This window comes from Spirosoma flavus, from assembly GCF_054778555.1.
Genome location: NZ_BAAGZL010000003.1, coordinates 760,457 through 776,425, shown reverse-complemented (window position 1 = coordinate 776,425; position 15,969 = coordinate 760,457). Strand labels below are relative to the sequence as shown.

At 48.2% G+C, this 15,969-nt stretch carries 9 protein-coding genes; 8 read left to right on the top strand and 1 reads right to left on the bottom strand.

What is annotated here, in order from left to right; genetic code table 11:
- Window positions 1-31: 31 nt before the first annotated feature.
- Entirely contained in the window at window positions 32-898 is an 867-nt protein-coding gene (locus ACYVF1_RS19635; RefSeq protein ID WP_461081957.1) for a helix-turn-helix domain-containing protein, read from the bottom strand.
- A 205-nt stretch (window positions 899-1,103) separates the two neighbouring features.
- Between ACYVF1_RS19635 and ACYVF1_RS19630 the strand changes: the two genes are divergently transcribed.
- From ACYVF1_RS19630 to ACYVF1_RS19595, 8 genes are all read left to right on the top strand, one after another.
- A complete protein-coding gene (locus ACYVF1_RS19630) occupies window positions 1,104-1,940 on the top strand; it encodes an MBL fold metallo-hydrolase (protein WP_461081955.1) in 837 nt (278 codons plus the stop codon).
- Window positions 1,941-2,012: 72 nt separating this feature from the next.
- Window positions 2,013-2,792 (top strand): patatin-like phospholipase family protein, encoded by a 780-nt coding sequence (locus tag ACYVF1_RS19625; RefSeq protein WP_461081953.1) that lies wholly within the window; start codon window positions 2,013-2,015, stop codon window positions 2,790-2,792.
- A 348-nt stretch (window positions 2,793-3,140) separates the two neighbouring features.
- Window positions 3,141-6,434, top strand: coding sequence for a SusC/RagA family TonB-linked outer membrane protein (locus tag ACYVF1_RS19620; protein WP_461081951.1), 3,294 nt, complete (start codon window positions 3,141-3,143; stop codon window positions 6,432-6,434).
- A 63-nt stretch (window positions 6,435-6,497) separates the two neighbouring features.
- Window positions 6,498-8,219, top strand: coding sequence for a SusD/RagB family nutrient-binding outer membrane lipoprotein (locus tag ACYVF1_RS19615; RefSeq protein WP_461081949.1), 1,722 nt, complete (start codon window positions 6,498-6,500; stop codon window positions 8,217-8,219).
- A 68-nt stretch (window positions 8,220-8,287) separates the two neighbouring features.
- Complete coding sequence (locus tag ACYVF1_RS19610) at window positions 8,288-8,980, top strand: hypothetical protein (protein ID WP_461081947.1); 693 nt, start codon at window positions 8,288-8,290, stop codon at window positions 8,978-8,980.
- Between the two features lie 81 nt (window positions 8,981-9,061).
- A complete protein-coding gene (locus tag ACYVF1_RS19605; RefSeq protein WP_461081945.1) occupies window positions 9,062-10,321 on the top strand; it encodes a monooxygenase in 1,260 nt (419 codons plus the stop codon).
- A gap of 396 nt (window positions 10,322-10,717) precedes the next feature.
- A complete protein-coding gene (locus ACYVF1_RS19600) occupies window positions 10,718-14,017 on the top strand; it encodes a SusC/RagA family TonB-linked outer membrane protein (protein WP_461081943.1) in 3,300 nt (1,099 codons plus the stop codon).
- An 84-nt stretch (window positions 14,018-14,101) separates the two neighbouring features.
- Window positions 14,102-15,745, top strand: coding sequence for a RagB/SusD family nutrient uptake outer membrane protein (locus ACYVF1_RS19595; protein ID WP_461081941.1), 1,644 nt, complete (start codon window positions 14,102-14,104; stop codon window positions 15,743-15,745).
- Window positions 15,746-15,969: the final 224 nt, after the last annotated feature.

Sequence of the window (15,969 nt, the reverse complement as noted above, 5' to 3'; positions counted from 1 at the left end):
TATCTCAATGATTGGATTGCCTATGCTGTTATCAATTCTTCCCGAAATCTGAAATGGTAATCTGTGCTTTGTCTTTAAATTCAGAAGGAGGAAGACCAGTCTGGTTTTTGAAAAAACGACTAAAGTGAGCTACCTCCTCAAAGCCTAACGTAAAAGAAATTTCCTTGGTCGATTTATCAGTGTACAACAATAATCGTTTCGCTTCCAGTACAATACGTTTGTGAATCGTCTGTAAAGGACTTTGCTGGTTATAGAGACCGAATACATTCGAGAGGGTTTTTGGCGACTTGCTCAGTAAATCGGCGTAGTCTGTTACCGAATGCAGCTTTCGGAAATTAATCTCGACCAGTAAGTTAAAACGCCGGACAAGGTCAAAGTCTTTTTCGGTAAGCGAGCTAGTCAGATACTGCATTTTAGCCAACCGAGTGAGCTTGATAATGAGCCGCTTGAGCAACATTCGCAGCATTTCGCCCTGTATGGTATCGCGTGTGGCAAATTCATCATCGAAGACCATCACTAGCGCATCGAACTTCGCCTGCTCTGCGGAATCCAGCTGAATGAACATCGGAATTTTGGCTCCGTAAAACAGAAATCCAACGCACGAAACTTCCCGATCATGATCAACGATACAGTAAAACTCCCGGTCAAACTGCCAGGCAATAATTGTTTCCGGTTGCTCAGCCAGTACAGACTGGTTCATCATCAACGGTAACAACGCCTGCTTCGGAAACATATAAGGAAGATCATCGATCATGATCATCTGCGTTTCGCCTACATTCCAGGCAATAGTCAGAAAACGTCTGTTGCGATCACTAAAAACCTGCTGACAGGCGAGCGGCTCCCGACAAATCAGGTTTAAAATGCCTTCCGTTTTCGGATCATGGTAGGAATAAAGCATAATGCGGTAACTATAATCTGTAATCAGGGGAAGTTAAGCATAAAATAGGAGGGCTGATGTTTCGCGGTTAATAAATCATTTTTAGGAACGTAGTATGGTTTTGGATACGTAGTTAACCAATCCTCCTGAGTACATTGAGACCTAGCCCGTTGGCGTATACAATACGTAGTGCGGAGAAAATCCTATCTTGCCGAAAAACGTAGATATGTCTCTTCAAACCCTTGATACAGGCTTTTTTAAACTAGACGGCGGAGCTATGTTCGGTGTAGTACCGAAACCACTCTGGCAACGATTGAATCCGGCCGACGAGCAGAATCGGTGTACCTGGGCTATGCGCTGCCTGCTTTATGAAGCCGGAAATCGGTTGCTGGTGGTTGATACAGGTATTGGCAATAAACAGGACGCCAAATTTTTTGGTCACTACGATCTTCACGGTGATGCTACGTTGCTTGGCTCCATTCGGCAAGCGGGTTATTCAGAAAAGGACGTAACGGACGTATTGCTTACGCATTTGCACTTCGACCACGTGGGCGGGGCAGTGGAACGTAGCAATGAAGCCTTGGCGCCGGTTTTTGCCAATGCTACGTATTGGGTGCATCCGGCACACTGGGAATGGGCAATTCATCCAAATCCGCGCGAAAAGGCGTCGTTTCTGCGCGAAAATATAATGCCGTTGCAGGAAAGTGGGCAATTAAGTTTTCTGACCGAAAAGCCGTTTCCGTTTGCCGACATTAATTTGCACTACGTTGATGGACATACCGAGAAAATGGCGCTGCCTATTTTTCGCATCAATGGCCGTACCGTCGCTTATATGGCCGATCTGATTCCATCCTCGGGGCATATTCCGTTGCCGTATATTATGAGTTACGATATGCGCCCGTTGCTGACGATGGAAGAGAAAACGCAGCTATTGCAACAGGCCGCTGCCGAAAACTGGATTCTGGTTTTTGAGCACGATCCCGTTGTTGAAGCCGCTACCGTGGAGATGACCGAACGGGGTGCGCGGTTGAAGGAGACAGGGAGATTGACTGAACTTCTGTAACGCGTAGATCTTGTTCGCGTCACAAACCAACCACTAAAACGTAGCGTTATCCAATCAAAGAAAGTAGCGTTTATGAAAATAGGTTTGGTATTATCGGGAGGTGGTGCGCGGGGGATTGCCCACCTGGGTGTTATTAAAGCCCTTCAGGAAATAGGAATTTCGTTCGATCAGATTGCAGGTACCAGTGCCGGGGCTATTACGGGGGCATTTATTGCTCAGGGGTATTCGCCCGATGAGAGCCTGAAAATCATCGAATCGTCTTCATTTGTTCGGCACATTCGGCCCGCCTGGAATCGGATGGGGTTGCTGCGTCTGGATACCATTGTTGATATTTACAAGAAATACATTCCACATGATACGTTCGAGGAGTTGCAGATTCCATTGCACGTAGTGGCCGTTGATCTGAACGCTGGTGAACAGGTTATATTCGACCAGGGGGAACTTATTCGGCCGGTGCTGGCGTCCTGCTGCCTTCCGGGTATTTTCGAGCCGATGCTCATCAACAAACGACAATACGTTGATGGTGGCGTTTTAAATAATTTGCCCGTCGATACCATCGAGAATAAGGCCGATTTGCTGATTGGGTCGCACTGCAACGTATTAGGGCCGCGAAAACCCATTCGTTCCATGCGGGGCGTTATCGAGCGAAGTCTGGTGCTGGCGGTTCAGAGCAAAACGAAGGACCGGTTCGCCAAATGTCAGGTTTTGATTGAACCACCTGCACTGTCGCAATATAGCACGACCGACATCAGCAAAGCGCGTGAACTGTTCCGAATTGGTTATCAGTATACGCAGGCGATGGCGGATGACATCGAAAAAGGACTCGGCCGTCCTTCTATTGAGATGATGTAACTTTAGAGCGTAGACAATTCAACATCCTATAATGACTGAGCTGAAAGATCGGCTCAGTCATTTTTTTGTCTGGCTGTCAGGATAATTGGCTCAAAAGAGAAAATTAGTTATTCAGCAAAAGATATACTACTACGTAGTTTTATCGCCTTTATTGATATTTTGATAAAAAAGATACTAAGTATTTATAACTAAAAATAAGAATAATTATAGAAGAAATAATATTTTATATTATCTTCATATATTAGAATAATAAGTGGTAATTATTATTGTAAACAAAATATTTGGTGGATATAATGAATTTATTAGATTTGTGATAAGTGTAATCTTTCTTAACTTAATCTAATTATAATGAAGCAAATTTTACTAGTGAGTATGCTATTGGTATGCTCACTCTGGGCTCCTGCGTGGGCCCAGGAGCGAACAATTACGGGTAAAGTCGTCGCTAGTGAAGACGGCACGCCTTTACCCGGTGTATCAGTAGTATTGAAAGGTGGTTCGCGCGGCACCAATACCGATGCGGGTGGAACCTACTCCATCACCATACCCGGCTCAGGGGGATCGTTAGTTTTCAGCTTCGTAGGGTCGGCCACTCAGGAAATCCAGATTGGCAACAAATCCGTTATCGATGTTAAGCTGGTCAACGATGCCAAGCAGCTTGGTGAAGTGGTTGTGACGGCGCTAGGACAACAGCGCGATAAAAAGGCCCTGGCCTACGCCGTGTCGAACCTCAAGGGCGAATCGCTTCAGCAACGTTCAGAGCCTGACCCGCTACGTGCCCTGTCGGGTAAGGTGCCGGGCGTAAATATTACGGCTGGTAACGGTGCGCCGGGTGCTGGTACACGTATCACCATCCGTGGTAACAACTCGTTTACGGGCAATAACCAACCTCTTTTTGTTGTCGATGGTATTCCATTCGACAACTCGGTGAACTCTACATCGGGCTATAACCAGAACACCGTAACGACTAACCGCGCTTACGACATCGACCCCAATAACATTGAGAACATGACCGTGCTGAAAGGTGCGGCTGCTTCGGCTTTGTACGGTTCGCGGGCGGCCAATGGGGTTATTGTAATTACGACCAAATCGGGTAGTAAATCAGCGCGTAAAGGTTTGGAGGTCAACTTTAATTCCTCGTATTCCGTCGAGAACGTATCGACCATTCCTGATTACCAGAATACGTACACGCAGGGTTCTAACCAAACCTATAACGGTGGATTTATTGGGAACTGGGGAACCGTTTTTCCTTCTGAAGTTGATCGCGTCAATGCGGCTTTAGGTTTTGAGCGGTATTCAAAAGTTGTCGATCCGGATTACCCGGCGGGTACCATTCCGCATCCGCTGGTCGACCAGACCGTTGCGTATGGAGCCGCCCGTTACCAATCGGCTTTCCCGGAACTGTTACAGGCTAACGGACGCGGTATTGCCGTTCCGCTGGTACCTTATGACATTATTGGCGGCTTTTTCCGGCAGGGGAAAGTAATGGAAAATGGCATCCAGATTACGTCTACGGGCGATAAGACATCTTTGAACGCATCGGTTTCGCATATGAAAAACGACGGTATCATTCCGAATTCGTTTACCGAGCGTACTACGTTAAGTTTCGGAGGTAATGCTACGTTGAGTAACAATATCAACGTAGCGGGTAGTGTGGCCTACACCAATACCAATCAGCAGAGTCCGCAGTCGGGAGCCGGCTACTACGCCGATTACGGTGGTCTGGCGTCTGCCGGTTCTATATACGGTCGTTTATTTTACATGCCCCGAAATTACAACCTCGTTGGTTATCCGTTCGAGAACCCAGTCGACGGATCAAACGTATTTTTCCGCGCCCTGGATAACCCATTCTGGACAGCCAAATACAATCTTTACAATTCGGCCGTCAACCGGATTTACGGGAACATGACGTTGAGCTACGACGTAACGCCCTGGCTCAATCTGACCGCTCGAGGTGGTATCAACACGTATTCCGAAACGCGTAAAAACGTCATTCGTCCGGGCGGTACGTTCGTGCCGCTGGGTTCGGTTTCTCGTCAGGATTTAACGAAAACAGAAGTTGATTTTTCGTTCCTCGCTACGTTACAGCACGATTTCTCGGAGCGCTTCAACGCTAAATTACTGCTTGGTTTTAACCCCAACCAACGTACCTACACGGAATCGGCGGTTAGTGGCTCACCTGTTATTGATCCGAACGTATTGACAATTGGCGGTACGTTGAACCAGAACGCTGGCGACTATAAATACACGCGCCGTTTATATGGGGTTTTCGGCGAACTGACGATGGGTTACAACAACTTCCTGTTCCTGACCGCTTCGGTACGTAACGACCATTCGTCTACGCTGCCAACCAGTAACAACAGTTACTACTATCCGGCTGTAGCGGCTTCGTTCGTGTTTACGGAAGTGCTGAACATGCCAAAGAACATCCTGACGTTTGGTAAACTGCGGGCCAACTACGCTAAAGTAGGTAAAGATGCCGATCCGTATCAGGTATTTACGGCTTACAACCTGGGTCGTACGTTTTATAATGGCACGGCTATTTCGACCGCTACGTTGCCCACCCAGCTTAATAACATCGGCCTGAAACCCGAATTTACGTCGGAGGTGGAGTTGGGTACTGAATTACAGTTTTTTAATAACCGGATTGGCGTTGATCTGGCTTATTTTAACCGGCTTTCCACTGACCTGATTGTTACGCGTGAATTACCCCGCGCAACCGGTTTTTCGACGGAGGTAACAAACGCGGGTAAAATATCGAACAAAGGCTGGGAATTGGGGCTGACGCTCGTTCCGGTGAAGGCCGCCAGTGGCTTTACCTGGACTTCGTTCGTCGCGTACACAAGCATCAAATCGCTGGTAGAAGATGCGGGTCCGGGTGGTGAAATCTTCATCGGCGGTACCGGCCTTTCGTCGCTGGGAACCATCTTCCGCAATGGCTTGCCTTACGGACAAATTATCGGTTCCAAAAACGCGCGGGATGACAATGGCAATCTGCTGATTAATCCCAGCACGGGCCTTCCAATCCGTGCCGCTAGCTCAGGCATCATCGGTGACCCGAACACCAAATTTACGATCGGCTGGACGAACACGGTAAACTTCAAAAACTTCACACTGTCGGTACTGACTGATTACAAAGCGGGTGGTAGCCTGTTCTCAAGCACGGCGGCTTCGCTGCTGCTACGTGGTCAGCTCAAAAGCTCGGAAGATCGCGAAGGTATGCGCGTAATTCCGGGTGTGCTGGGCGATCCCGCTACGTATAAACCATTGCTCGATGATGCTGGTAAAACCATTAAGAACACCATCGCCATGTCGGCCTTCCAGTACCACTTTACGGATGGATATGGTGCTTACGGTGCTGATGAAGTAAACATCTATGACGCATCGGTGGTACGTCTGCGGGAGGTATCGCTGAGCTACAGTGTACCTAAATCTTTCCTGCAACGCTACGCCAAAGTGCTGGGCAGCCTGCGGATTTCGGCATCGGGCCGTAACCTGTGGTTCTACGCGCCCAACATGCTGAAAGGCCTCAACTTCGACCCGGAAGTGCTGTCGAACTTCGCTGATTCGAACATTCAGGGTTTCGATCTGGGTGCGTCGCCATCAACACGCCGTTTTGGAGTCAACCTCAGTGCGTCCTTCTAAATCAATTTGATACGCCGTGCAGACGTATCAAATTCTCAACTCACTGTTAACTAAGATATCACAATGATTCATATAAAAAGTTTCAGGGCACTGGCACTGGCTGGTCTTGTCAGCGTAGTTAGCTCTTGTAATATGACGGAACTGGATATTAACGTCGACCCAAACCGGCCTTCGTCGGGTTCGTTGGGGCTGTTGTTACCCGTTGCCGAAAATGCCGCCCGTAATGCGTTTACCTCGGTCAATGGCGATGCGATGGGTTTTGCTGGTCTTCGGAATTCGGCCGATGCCTACAATCTGAGCAACACCAGCTATCAGGGAACATGGAACACGGCTTATCAGAATATGCAGAGTATTGAAGAAATGCTGAAGGCTACGGAAGACGGAAAAAATCCGCGCTACCGAGGTATTGCGCTGGTACTCAAGGCTTACTCGATGGGCAATTACGTTGATATGTTTGGCGACATGCCTTACTCGGAAGCCTGGAAAGGAAATGCGGCCACACCCAATAAATCGCCCAAATTTGACAAAGACTCGGACATCTACGAGGACCTGCTCAAACTATGCGATCAGGCGGTTACCGAACTGGCTAAAGCGCAACCTGTTGCTGTAGTAAATGATTACATGGGTGCTGGAAATGCTACTACGTGGACTCGGATTGCGAAAACCGTTAAGCTGCGGTTACTACTGACTTCGCGTAAAGGACGTACCAACGGCAATGCCGAACTAAAAGCGGCTTTTGATGCAGGTGGATTCATTACCACGCCCGCTCAGAACTGGAGCTATCTGTATTCGACGCAGGTGTCGCCCGAAGACAACCGGCACCCCTGGTATTTTACGTATGCTGGCGGTGGCGACCCAACCTACATTAACCACCAGTTGATGGGCGAAATGATTCTGAACAAAGATCCACGGCTGCCTTTTTACTTTTATCGGCAAACATCGCGGGTACTGGATCAGAGCAACCCAACCGACCGGGGTACTACGCCGTTTGGCGGTTCGTATCTGCCGCTACGTGCTACGTTCCTCGATGAGTACAAACGAGTATTTAACCTCACGACCATACCTGCAACTGATTTGGCCTATATTGCTGGTTTCTTCGGTCGCGACCGTGCCGACGTATCAGGTGCGGCTTCCGACGGTGCACTACGTGCCGCTCCCGGTACGTATCCGGCCGGTGGTGTTTATTCCGACAAAAGCACATCGGCTGTCGCTTTAACGGGTCAGGCAGCGCTGAACTACGGTGGAAATGGACAGTGGCCACTAATTCACAGCTGGAACACAAAGTATTACCAGATTGAAGCGATTCTTGACGGAACCGGCGTAACGGGCGATCCCAGAGCGCTGTTTGAATCCGCCATGCGCGAACAAATCGACGTAGTGGTGGCTCAGGGGCTTAAGTCAGACCCCAGTAAGGCAAAGGCGCCTGCTGCGGCCGATGTTACAGCGTATGTGAATTCCTGGCTGGGTCTGTACGATGCAGCGACGACAAATGCGGCTAAACTGAACGTAGTGGCCAAACAAATCTGGTTCTGCTCGTGGGGCCAGGGAATGGATATCTGGAACCTGCAACGCCGGACGGGTTATCCGATTCAGAGCCAGTTCAAGCAATTCTCGGTGGGTATTCAAGCGCCAATTTCCAAGCCTCCCCGTCAGTACGCGCTTCGGTTACCGTATCCGCAGTCAGAAGGGGCGTTGAACCCGAACGCAGCCAAATACATCACAGACGTCGTTTTCGACCGCGACCCAATTTTCTGGGACAAAGTGAAAGTGAAGTGGGAATTTTAAAATCCTATCGATTTGCCGAGCCTCTACATAAAATGAATTTCGGCGAGTCAACCAACTAAAGAACAGCAATGAAAAATATCCTTATATACTCGCTGGCCGCTGCAATTATGCTTTTGGTCGGTTGCAAAGACGAGTCGCTTGATCCAAACAAACCGTGGGAACCTGGTGTACACGCACTAGGTGTTTTCGACGGTGTGGCCGAAGCCGCTAAAGCTAATTTTGCCGCTAACGCTAAAACGTTCCCGCTAACGGGACAGGATGCGTCAAAGATCGATTTTAAAATCAGATGGGTATCGCTCGATAATAGGCTGACAGTTAGCAAGATCGTTATCAAAGTTGATATGATTGAGTCGTATACCGACCCCGACGGTAACCCTAAAACGGTGTCGCTGGGTGGTGGCGGTAAAGTGGTGAAAACGATTGATGCGCCCGCCAAAAACCGGGAGTGGAATATGTTCAGCCTTGCGCCCAATGACATTTACAATCTGTTCAAGGACGTAACGGTGAAATACGACAAAGTGAATGCCGTGAAAGTTTTCGACAATCCGGCACGGCCTCGTCCGGCGGGTGCCCGTTTGCAGGGGCCGCAGGTTGTCGGTGGCAAAACCATTGCCAATGCCGATGCCTTCGTCGTTACGTGGGAGCTGACTACCACCGATGGGCTGGTTTTCAAAGTGTGGAACGAAGACAGTATTTGTCTTGATCCAACGCCAGTATCGCAGGCCAATTCAAACTGCCGCCTGAATTTCATTGTGAAATAATGGGGTGAGTTATTTTGAAAAGCAGTAATAGGATTGGCCTGTTGCTGCTTTTTTATGAATTTTTACCTTTCATCAATCAGTATGAATAATCGGCGAATTAGGTTTTTAGGGCTATTCGGGTTGATTCTAGCGAACGTAGCGATGGCCCAAACGCCTACTTATAATGCCAATATTCAGCCCATTATTGTCAGAAACTGCGCTACGCCCTGCCATCACCCGGGCGGTGTCGGTCCCTTTAGTTTGCTGACTTATGAGGACGCTGCAAAAAGAGGAAAGTTCATCGCAAAAGTGACCCAGATACGTTATATGCCGCCGTTTCCCGCCGACCGGCAATTTCAACACTACGCCAATGAGCGAGGTCTTTCCGATAAAGAAATCAATCTGATTCAGGATTGGGTGAAGGGTGGGATGGAGCGTGGGGCTGAGCATATGCGTAAGGACATAAGAGACGTAACGGAAGGCAAAGGGAACGTAGCGAAAGCCGAACCCGCTGCCCCTGACCTGGTACTACGTATGAAACCGTATGCCATCAAGGGCGATGGGCGAGAAGATTTTCGCTATTTCCACGTACCGATGAACCTGAAGGAAGACATTTGGGTAGAGTCAATCGAGTTTGTTCCAGGGAATCGGAAACTGCTGCATCACAGTCGATTAATGATTGATTCGACAGGTACGATGGCAACTATTGATGGGATAGCAGAAGATGACCCAAAGCTGCGCGAATTCCAGAAAACACCGCTGGCCGACGAGTTTCTGTATGGTTGGGTGCCCGGAAATGATCGTGTTACGTTCCCCAGCGGAACGGCCAAACGTATTAAAGCCGGTAGCGATTTGATCTTGAATCTGCACTATTCACCTTCGGCCAAAGCCGACGAAGATCAGTCGGAGGTCCGGTTTTACTTTGCCAAAAAATCAGTTACACGCCAGGTTAAAACGCTGACATTGACGGAAAACGACGTAACAAATCAGCCCTTTCTGCTGGAGGCCAACACAAAGCCTATTTTTTACATAAACTATGGGCCACTACCCGATACGGTACGTTTGCTGTCGGTAATGCCGCACATGCACAAGTTGGGACGTAGTGTTTGGGCGTTTGCGATTACACCTGCTGGCGATGCCATTAATTTAATTCGCATTCCCGACTGGGATTATAGCTGGCAATTGAGCTATTTCTTCAAAGAGCCGCTCACGCTTCCCAAAGGCTCTACAATTATTGCCGAAGCGCAATACGACAATACCGACAAGAATCCGCTCAATCCAAATCGGCCAGCTAAGGCAGTCGGCTACGGTTGGAACTCGACCAATGAGATGATGAATCTGGTATTTTACTACGTCAGGTAACTTCATTAGCAGGCGACTGGCTAACATTTCAAATACTCCTCAAACACTCAAAAGGCATTTTGACCGCTCATGTAAAAAAGCAGGGCAGGGTGCAACTTATTGCTCAATTAAATTGTCTTTACCTTCTTGCCTAAATGGGTAATTGTACTATTCTAATTTTAATGATTTTCTGCTGTAATTACTTAGTGCTATTATATTCTGTTTTTAGGTAACGTGAAATTTAATCTGAATTAAAAAATCTGATAAATACTATAATTGCGGAATAATATTTTACTTTATAAGTATTTTGGGTGGATGATGTTTGGGGAATAAATTGTACAAAAAATTTGTGTTATCTTTTTTTACTCATAGTTTTGTAGATAGAAAAATATTTTTCAACCTAATTTAATTTGTACTATGAGTAGAATTCTATCAGTAAGTTTTCTACTGATATGCGTATTTTGGTCAACTGCATGGGCGCAGGACCGACGTATATCGGGCAAGGTTACATCTGCCGAAGACAACCTGCCGCTGCCAGGAGTTTCAGTCGTGCTGAAAGGCACAACGCGGGGCGCCAACACCGACGCGTCGGGGACTTACAGTATCGATATCCCTGGTTCTGGTGCTGCCACACTCGTGTTTAGTTTTGTGGGCGTTGCTACGCAGGAAGTAGCCGTGGGCAACCAATCAGTAGTTGATGTGAAGCTGGTTTCCGACAATCGTCAGCTTTCCGAAGTCGTCGTAACAGGGGTCGGCGTTGCTACCGACAAACGTAAACTGGGTATTGCCGTTGAGGCCGTTTCATCAAAAAACTTACCGCAAACACCAACCGCTTCTATTGATCAGGCGCTGGTTGGTAAAATTGCCGGCGCACAGATTTCAAGCGGAAATGGTACGCCGGGAGCTCCCGTGAATATTGTACTACGGGGTATTAACACCATTAACCGGGGTACAGCTCCGATTCTGCTTATCGATGGGGTACAGGTCGACGCTACCAATTATGATTCGAATGGTAACCTCAATAACAACCCCACGGCGCTGCTGAGCAGTATCGACCCCAATACGATTGATCGGGTTGAAATCGTGCAGGGTGCGGCTGCCGCTACGTTATATGGTGCACAGGGCGCTAACGGGGTTATTCAGGTATTCACCAAAAAAGGAAAATCGGGCAAGCTCAATATCGACGTATCGTCGAGTATCACACGTAGCGAATTTCTGAATGTTGGGGGTGTAGCAAAAGCGCAAACGCATGGTTTCCAGACCGATGCGTCGGGTAACGTAGTGTATCAGTCGGGTACGGATGCCAACAAAAACCCGGTCTATTCTCCGCTTGCCTTCGATCCCAATACGTTACGTTTTAATGGAAACGTACTGTACGATCCGCTTGCCGTAACGAACAAGGCCGATAAACCTTATCAGGGTAATCTGAAATACTACGACCATTACGCGTATTTCTTCCGTCCGTCTAATACATACAACAATAGCATATCTCTAACGGGAGGTAGCGATAAGGTCGATTTTGCATTCTCGGTATCAAACAACCAACAGGAAAGTAACGTCATCAATAACGGCAATTACCAACGTAGCAACATACTGTCGAACATTGGCATTCAGTTGGCTAAAGGGCTGACGTTCCGTACTACAACGCAACTGGTTTATACCAAAAGCACCATCAAAACCAACGACCGGCTCATTCTGTATGCCGTAAACAATGCTCGTCCCTTTGCTGATTTTTCGGCACTTGATCCTGACGGAAATCCGGGTGTGTATTATGGCGATGCAATTGGTGTAAACCACAACAACCCAAGCTTTTGGCAGAAATACACCAACAACAAGGATAACAAAGTTGACATCATTCAGAACTTCAACCTGAATTACGTTATCAATAAGTTCGTGACGCTGGACGCCAAATACGGGGTTAACTATTCGAAGCAGGAAATCAATACCACCTATCCGAACCAGACCAAAAACCGTAACGTAATCGCGTCGAGTAATAACCAGTACAGAGGTTATTTCGCGAACGACCCATCGGGCGAAATTGATAACAACAGCATGACCACGACGTATCAGAACTTCCTGGCCAGCGCGTTTATCAACACCGATTTCCAGAACGATTTCAAACTGAACGTACCGATTCGGACGTCTACTCAATTGGCTTTCGATTACCGCAATCGGAATTTCCGCCAGTTCTATACCTATACGCTGGGTCTGCCAACGTATGAGCCATTTACGGCTGCACAGTCGTCTACATTCCGGGTCCCAGGCGTAGTAGCGCCAACCGCAGGTCGTGCAGGTTTGCCAGGTGGTGGTGACTATACCGAGCCATTCATTACGTACGGTTACGTCTTCAACCAACGTATCGACTTCGGTGATCTGGCCGGTATCTCGGGCGGTTTCCGGACTGACTACTCTTCTGCTTTTGGTGCTGGTTCTGAGCCTTTTACATTCCCACGTGGGGATGCTTACTTCCGGTTGTCGGCGTTGAAATTCTGGGAGAACGGTACGTTAGCTAATTTCTTCCCTGAACTAAAATTCCGGGCTGCCTACGGAAAAGCCGGTATTCAGCCGCGACCTTTCGACCGCTATCAGGTATTGAATACAGTAACGCTGGGGACAACCAACGCGTTTTATATTCCAGCCAGCCAGCCCAATCCGGATCTGGACGTAGAGGTATCCTCAGAATTGGAAATTGGAACTGATCTGGCTCTGACCCCATCGAAAACGTCGAACTGGCTGAGCAGCCTGCGGCTGTCGGCTACGTACTGGGATCGTTCGACCAAAAACGCCATTTACGACGTAAGTGGTATACCTTCGGCGGGTATCAACTCGATCAAGGACAATGCGTTCTCACTGGCTTCCAATGGTTTCCAGGCTTCGTTGAATGCAACCATCGTTCGGACGAAAGATTTCTCCTGGAACTTAACGACCAACTTTGGCAGACAGACGTCGAAAATCTCAGCCGTTAAAAACAACGCTGAAGTGGTAGTTCTGTCGAGCGCGGGTAGTTCGAACTACGTCCTGAAAGCCGGTGAAAAAATTGGTCAGCTTTATGGCTACATTACCGTTCATTCGCTGGATCAGAGAGACCCCAATGGCAACCTGTATATTCCAGCCGATCAGCAGTCGCAGTACACCGTGGCCAGCAATGGCATTGTCGTAAGTAAAGCGACCAAGCAGCCTTATTTCTCGGCCGGTAAATACAGCTTTGGTGATCCAAACCCGACATTTAATATGTCGTTCATCAACGAGTTCACCTTCAAAAACTTCCTGACGTTCGGCTTCCAGTTCGATTGGGTGCAGGGTAGCCACATTTACAACCAGACGAAAGAGTGGATGTATCGCGATGGTATCCATGCCGACTATGCAAAACCACTAACGATTGATGGGCAGGAAGGTGCCTGGACAGCTTTCTATCGGGGCGTGTATGCACAACGGCAGGCCAATGGTACGAAAGATTATTTCTATGAAGATGCTTCGTTTGTTCGGTTGCGGAACGTACAAGTTGGTTTTGACCTGAGCAAAGTGGCGAATATCCCCGTACTACGTCGTGCACAATTAGTGCTGTCAGGTCGTAACCTGCTGACGTTCACGAAGTACACCGGCTTCGATCCTGAAGTTAGCTCGGGTACAGGAAGCTCTGCCTGGGACCGTGGCACCGATCACAACACGATGCCAAACCTGCGCTCGTACCAGGCTACGCTGAACATCGGACTATAAATGAATAATAGACAATGAATAATGAGTGACCGGCTGACTATCAGATAGGTATACGTTATTCATTTAATTCTCAAGAATTTATCAATGAAAAAGATACAGATTTTAGTCGCTGCTCTGGTACTGGGGTTTGCTACGTCCTGTAAAGAAGAACTGGACGTAAAGAACCCAAACCAGCCAACGGTTAGCAGTGCCAATACCGAATCCGGGATTATTAACCTGGCGCAGGGTGCCGCTTACATTAACGGTGCCAAAGAAATCAAGACCGATTTATACGATGGCGTTCCCGGTTATTTCTGGTCGGGGGCAATGGGCTTCCACGAACTGATGGGTGACATTGTTGGTGAGGAAGCCGCTAACCAGTTTGGTAACCAGATTGGCGCACCCGATTATGTAATTCTGGATGACGGGACGAAAGTAGTGAACCCGAATGCGCCGAACACGCAGTATGCGCTTATTCGTCAGGCCAACGTGAACTCGAACCAGGGCTCAAACCCGCTGTTTCACGAGTGGTGGTACATGTATTCGCTGAATAGCCAGATGAACAAAATTCTGGCCCTGTCGGACGGTGTTACGTTCTCGGGCGATGCGGCTGCCAAAAAAGCGACAATTCAGGCGTGGGCGTACTGGTGGAAAGGATTTGCGTATTCACGGATCGGGTCTATTTACTACGCCGGTATTATCAACAGCGCGGCCAATGGCACAAACAGCGACTACGTAACGAAAGAAAAGATCATTGAAGAGGCCAACAAAAACCTTGACAAAGCGGCTTCATTGCTGCCCGCCAGTTCAACGGACTATACGGCCGTTATGACGCAACTGATACCGAGTTTCAATCAGGTTGGTAAAGGTGGTGTGCCTACGCCGGATATGTGGAAACGTAGCATTAGTACGTTAAAAGCCCGCAATTTGCTGGTAAATACGCCGGTTAAAACGATGACGGCGGCTCAGTGGGATCAGGTTCTTACCCTGGCCAATGCAGGGATTGGCGCTACGGATAACGTATTTACGGGCCGCTCGAACCAGAATGGCGACTTCCTGAATCCACAAACTGGTACGGTAGCCGCTAAAGCAACGGGCGATCCATCGGCAGGTGCTACGTATAAAATCAGCGAACGCCTGATTCAGGATTATAAAACCGGCGACCAGCGCCTGGCTAATAACTTCACTCAGCGGGCCTCTCCCTGGATTGGTGAAAGCAGCCGGGGGAATGCCTTTAATACACGCTGGATGCTGGTTGACGGAGGTAAGAAAATGGCTGGTGTCAGTACGTTGAGCGATCGGACGCCGGGCGGAACGGAGTTATATCTGGCTGGCAGCTACGAAGAAAACGAGCTGATGAAAGCCGAAGCGCTCATTTATACAGGTAAAATTGAAGATGGGCTGAAGTCGATTGATAACGTTCGGAAAGCGCAGGGGGCCGGACTGGCAGCCGTAGCTGGAACTAACCTCACGGCCGATCAGGCTAAGGAAGAATTGCGTCGCGAACGTCGGGTTGGATTAGCTTTCCGTGGTTTGTCATTCTACGATGCTCGTCGTTGGGGTGTAACTGACCCGATTGCGAATGGTGGTGGTCGCAAAGGGGCTGTTATTGTCGACAAAGTGGGTAAAGTTAGCACCAACGGAACCATTGAATACCGCTTTCTGGACTATTGGGACGTACCCGATAACGAGTTGAAGTATAATACGCCATCGGCGAATAGTGCTCCAACTACGAATCCGAAACAATAAATTCAATTCATGAATGCTTTTTTGAGGCTCTCCAACGTAATGGAGAGCCTCATTCTTTAATGACGATCTATCAACTCAATACTTTCCTAAAATAGGTGGGTTAGGGTTAGTAAAAAAGAACACACTTGCATCAAACTAGCGCTAATTGACGTAACAGTTAAAGGCAGTTTAAACCGAATCAGATAAAACAAAACCCTGTTTGCATAATTCAAGCTAAATCGAAA

Coding starts and splice junctions, on each gene's coding strand:
- ACYVF1_RS19600 (WP_461081943.1), top strand. CDS start 10,718: ATGAGTAGAATTCTATCAGTAAGTTTTCTACTGATATGCGTATTTTGG.
- ACYVF1_RS19610 (WP_461081947.1), top strand. CDS start 8,288: ATGAAAAATATCCTTATATACTCGCTGGCCGCTGCAATTATGCTTTTG.
- ACYVF1_RS19595 (WP_461081941.1), top strand. CDS start 14,102: ATGAAAAAGATACAGATTTTAGTCGCTGCTCTGGTACTGGGGTTTGCT.
- ACYVF1_RS19635 (WP_461081957.1), bottom strand. CDS start 898: ATGCTTTATTCCTACCATGATCCGAAAACGGAAGGCATTTTAAACCTG.
- ACYVF1_RS19625 (WP_461081953.1), top strand. CDS start 2,013: ATGAAAATAGGTTTGGTATTATCGGGAGGTGGTGCGCGGGGGATTGCC.
- ACYVF1_RS19615 (WP_461081949.1), top strand. CDS start 6,498: ATGATTCATATAAAAAGTTTCAGGGCACTGGCACTGGCTGGTCTTGTC.
- ACYVF1_RS19630 (WP_461081955.1), top strand. CDS start 1,104: ATGTCTCTTCAAACCCTTGATACAGGCTTTTTTAAACTAGACGGCGGA.
- ACYVF1_RS19605 (WP_461081945.1), top strand. CDS start 9,062: ATGAATAATCGGCGAATTAGGTTTTTAGGGCTATTCGGGTTGATTCTA.
- ACYVF1_RS19620 (WP_461081951.1), top strand. CDS start 3,141: ATGAAGCAAATTTTACTAGTGAGTATGCTATTGGTATGCTCACTCTGG.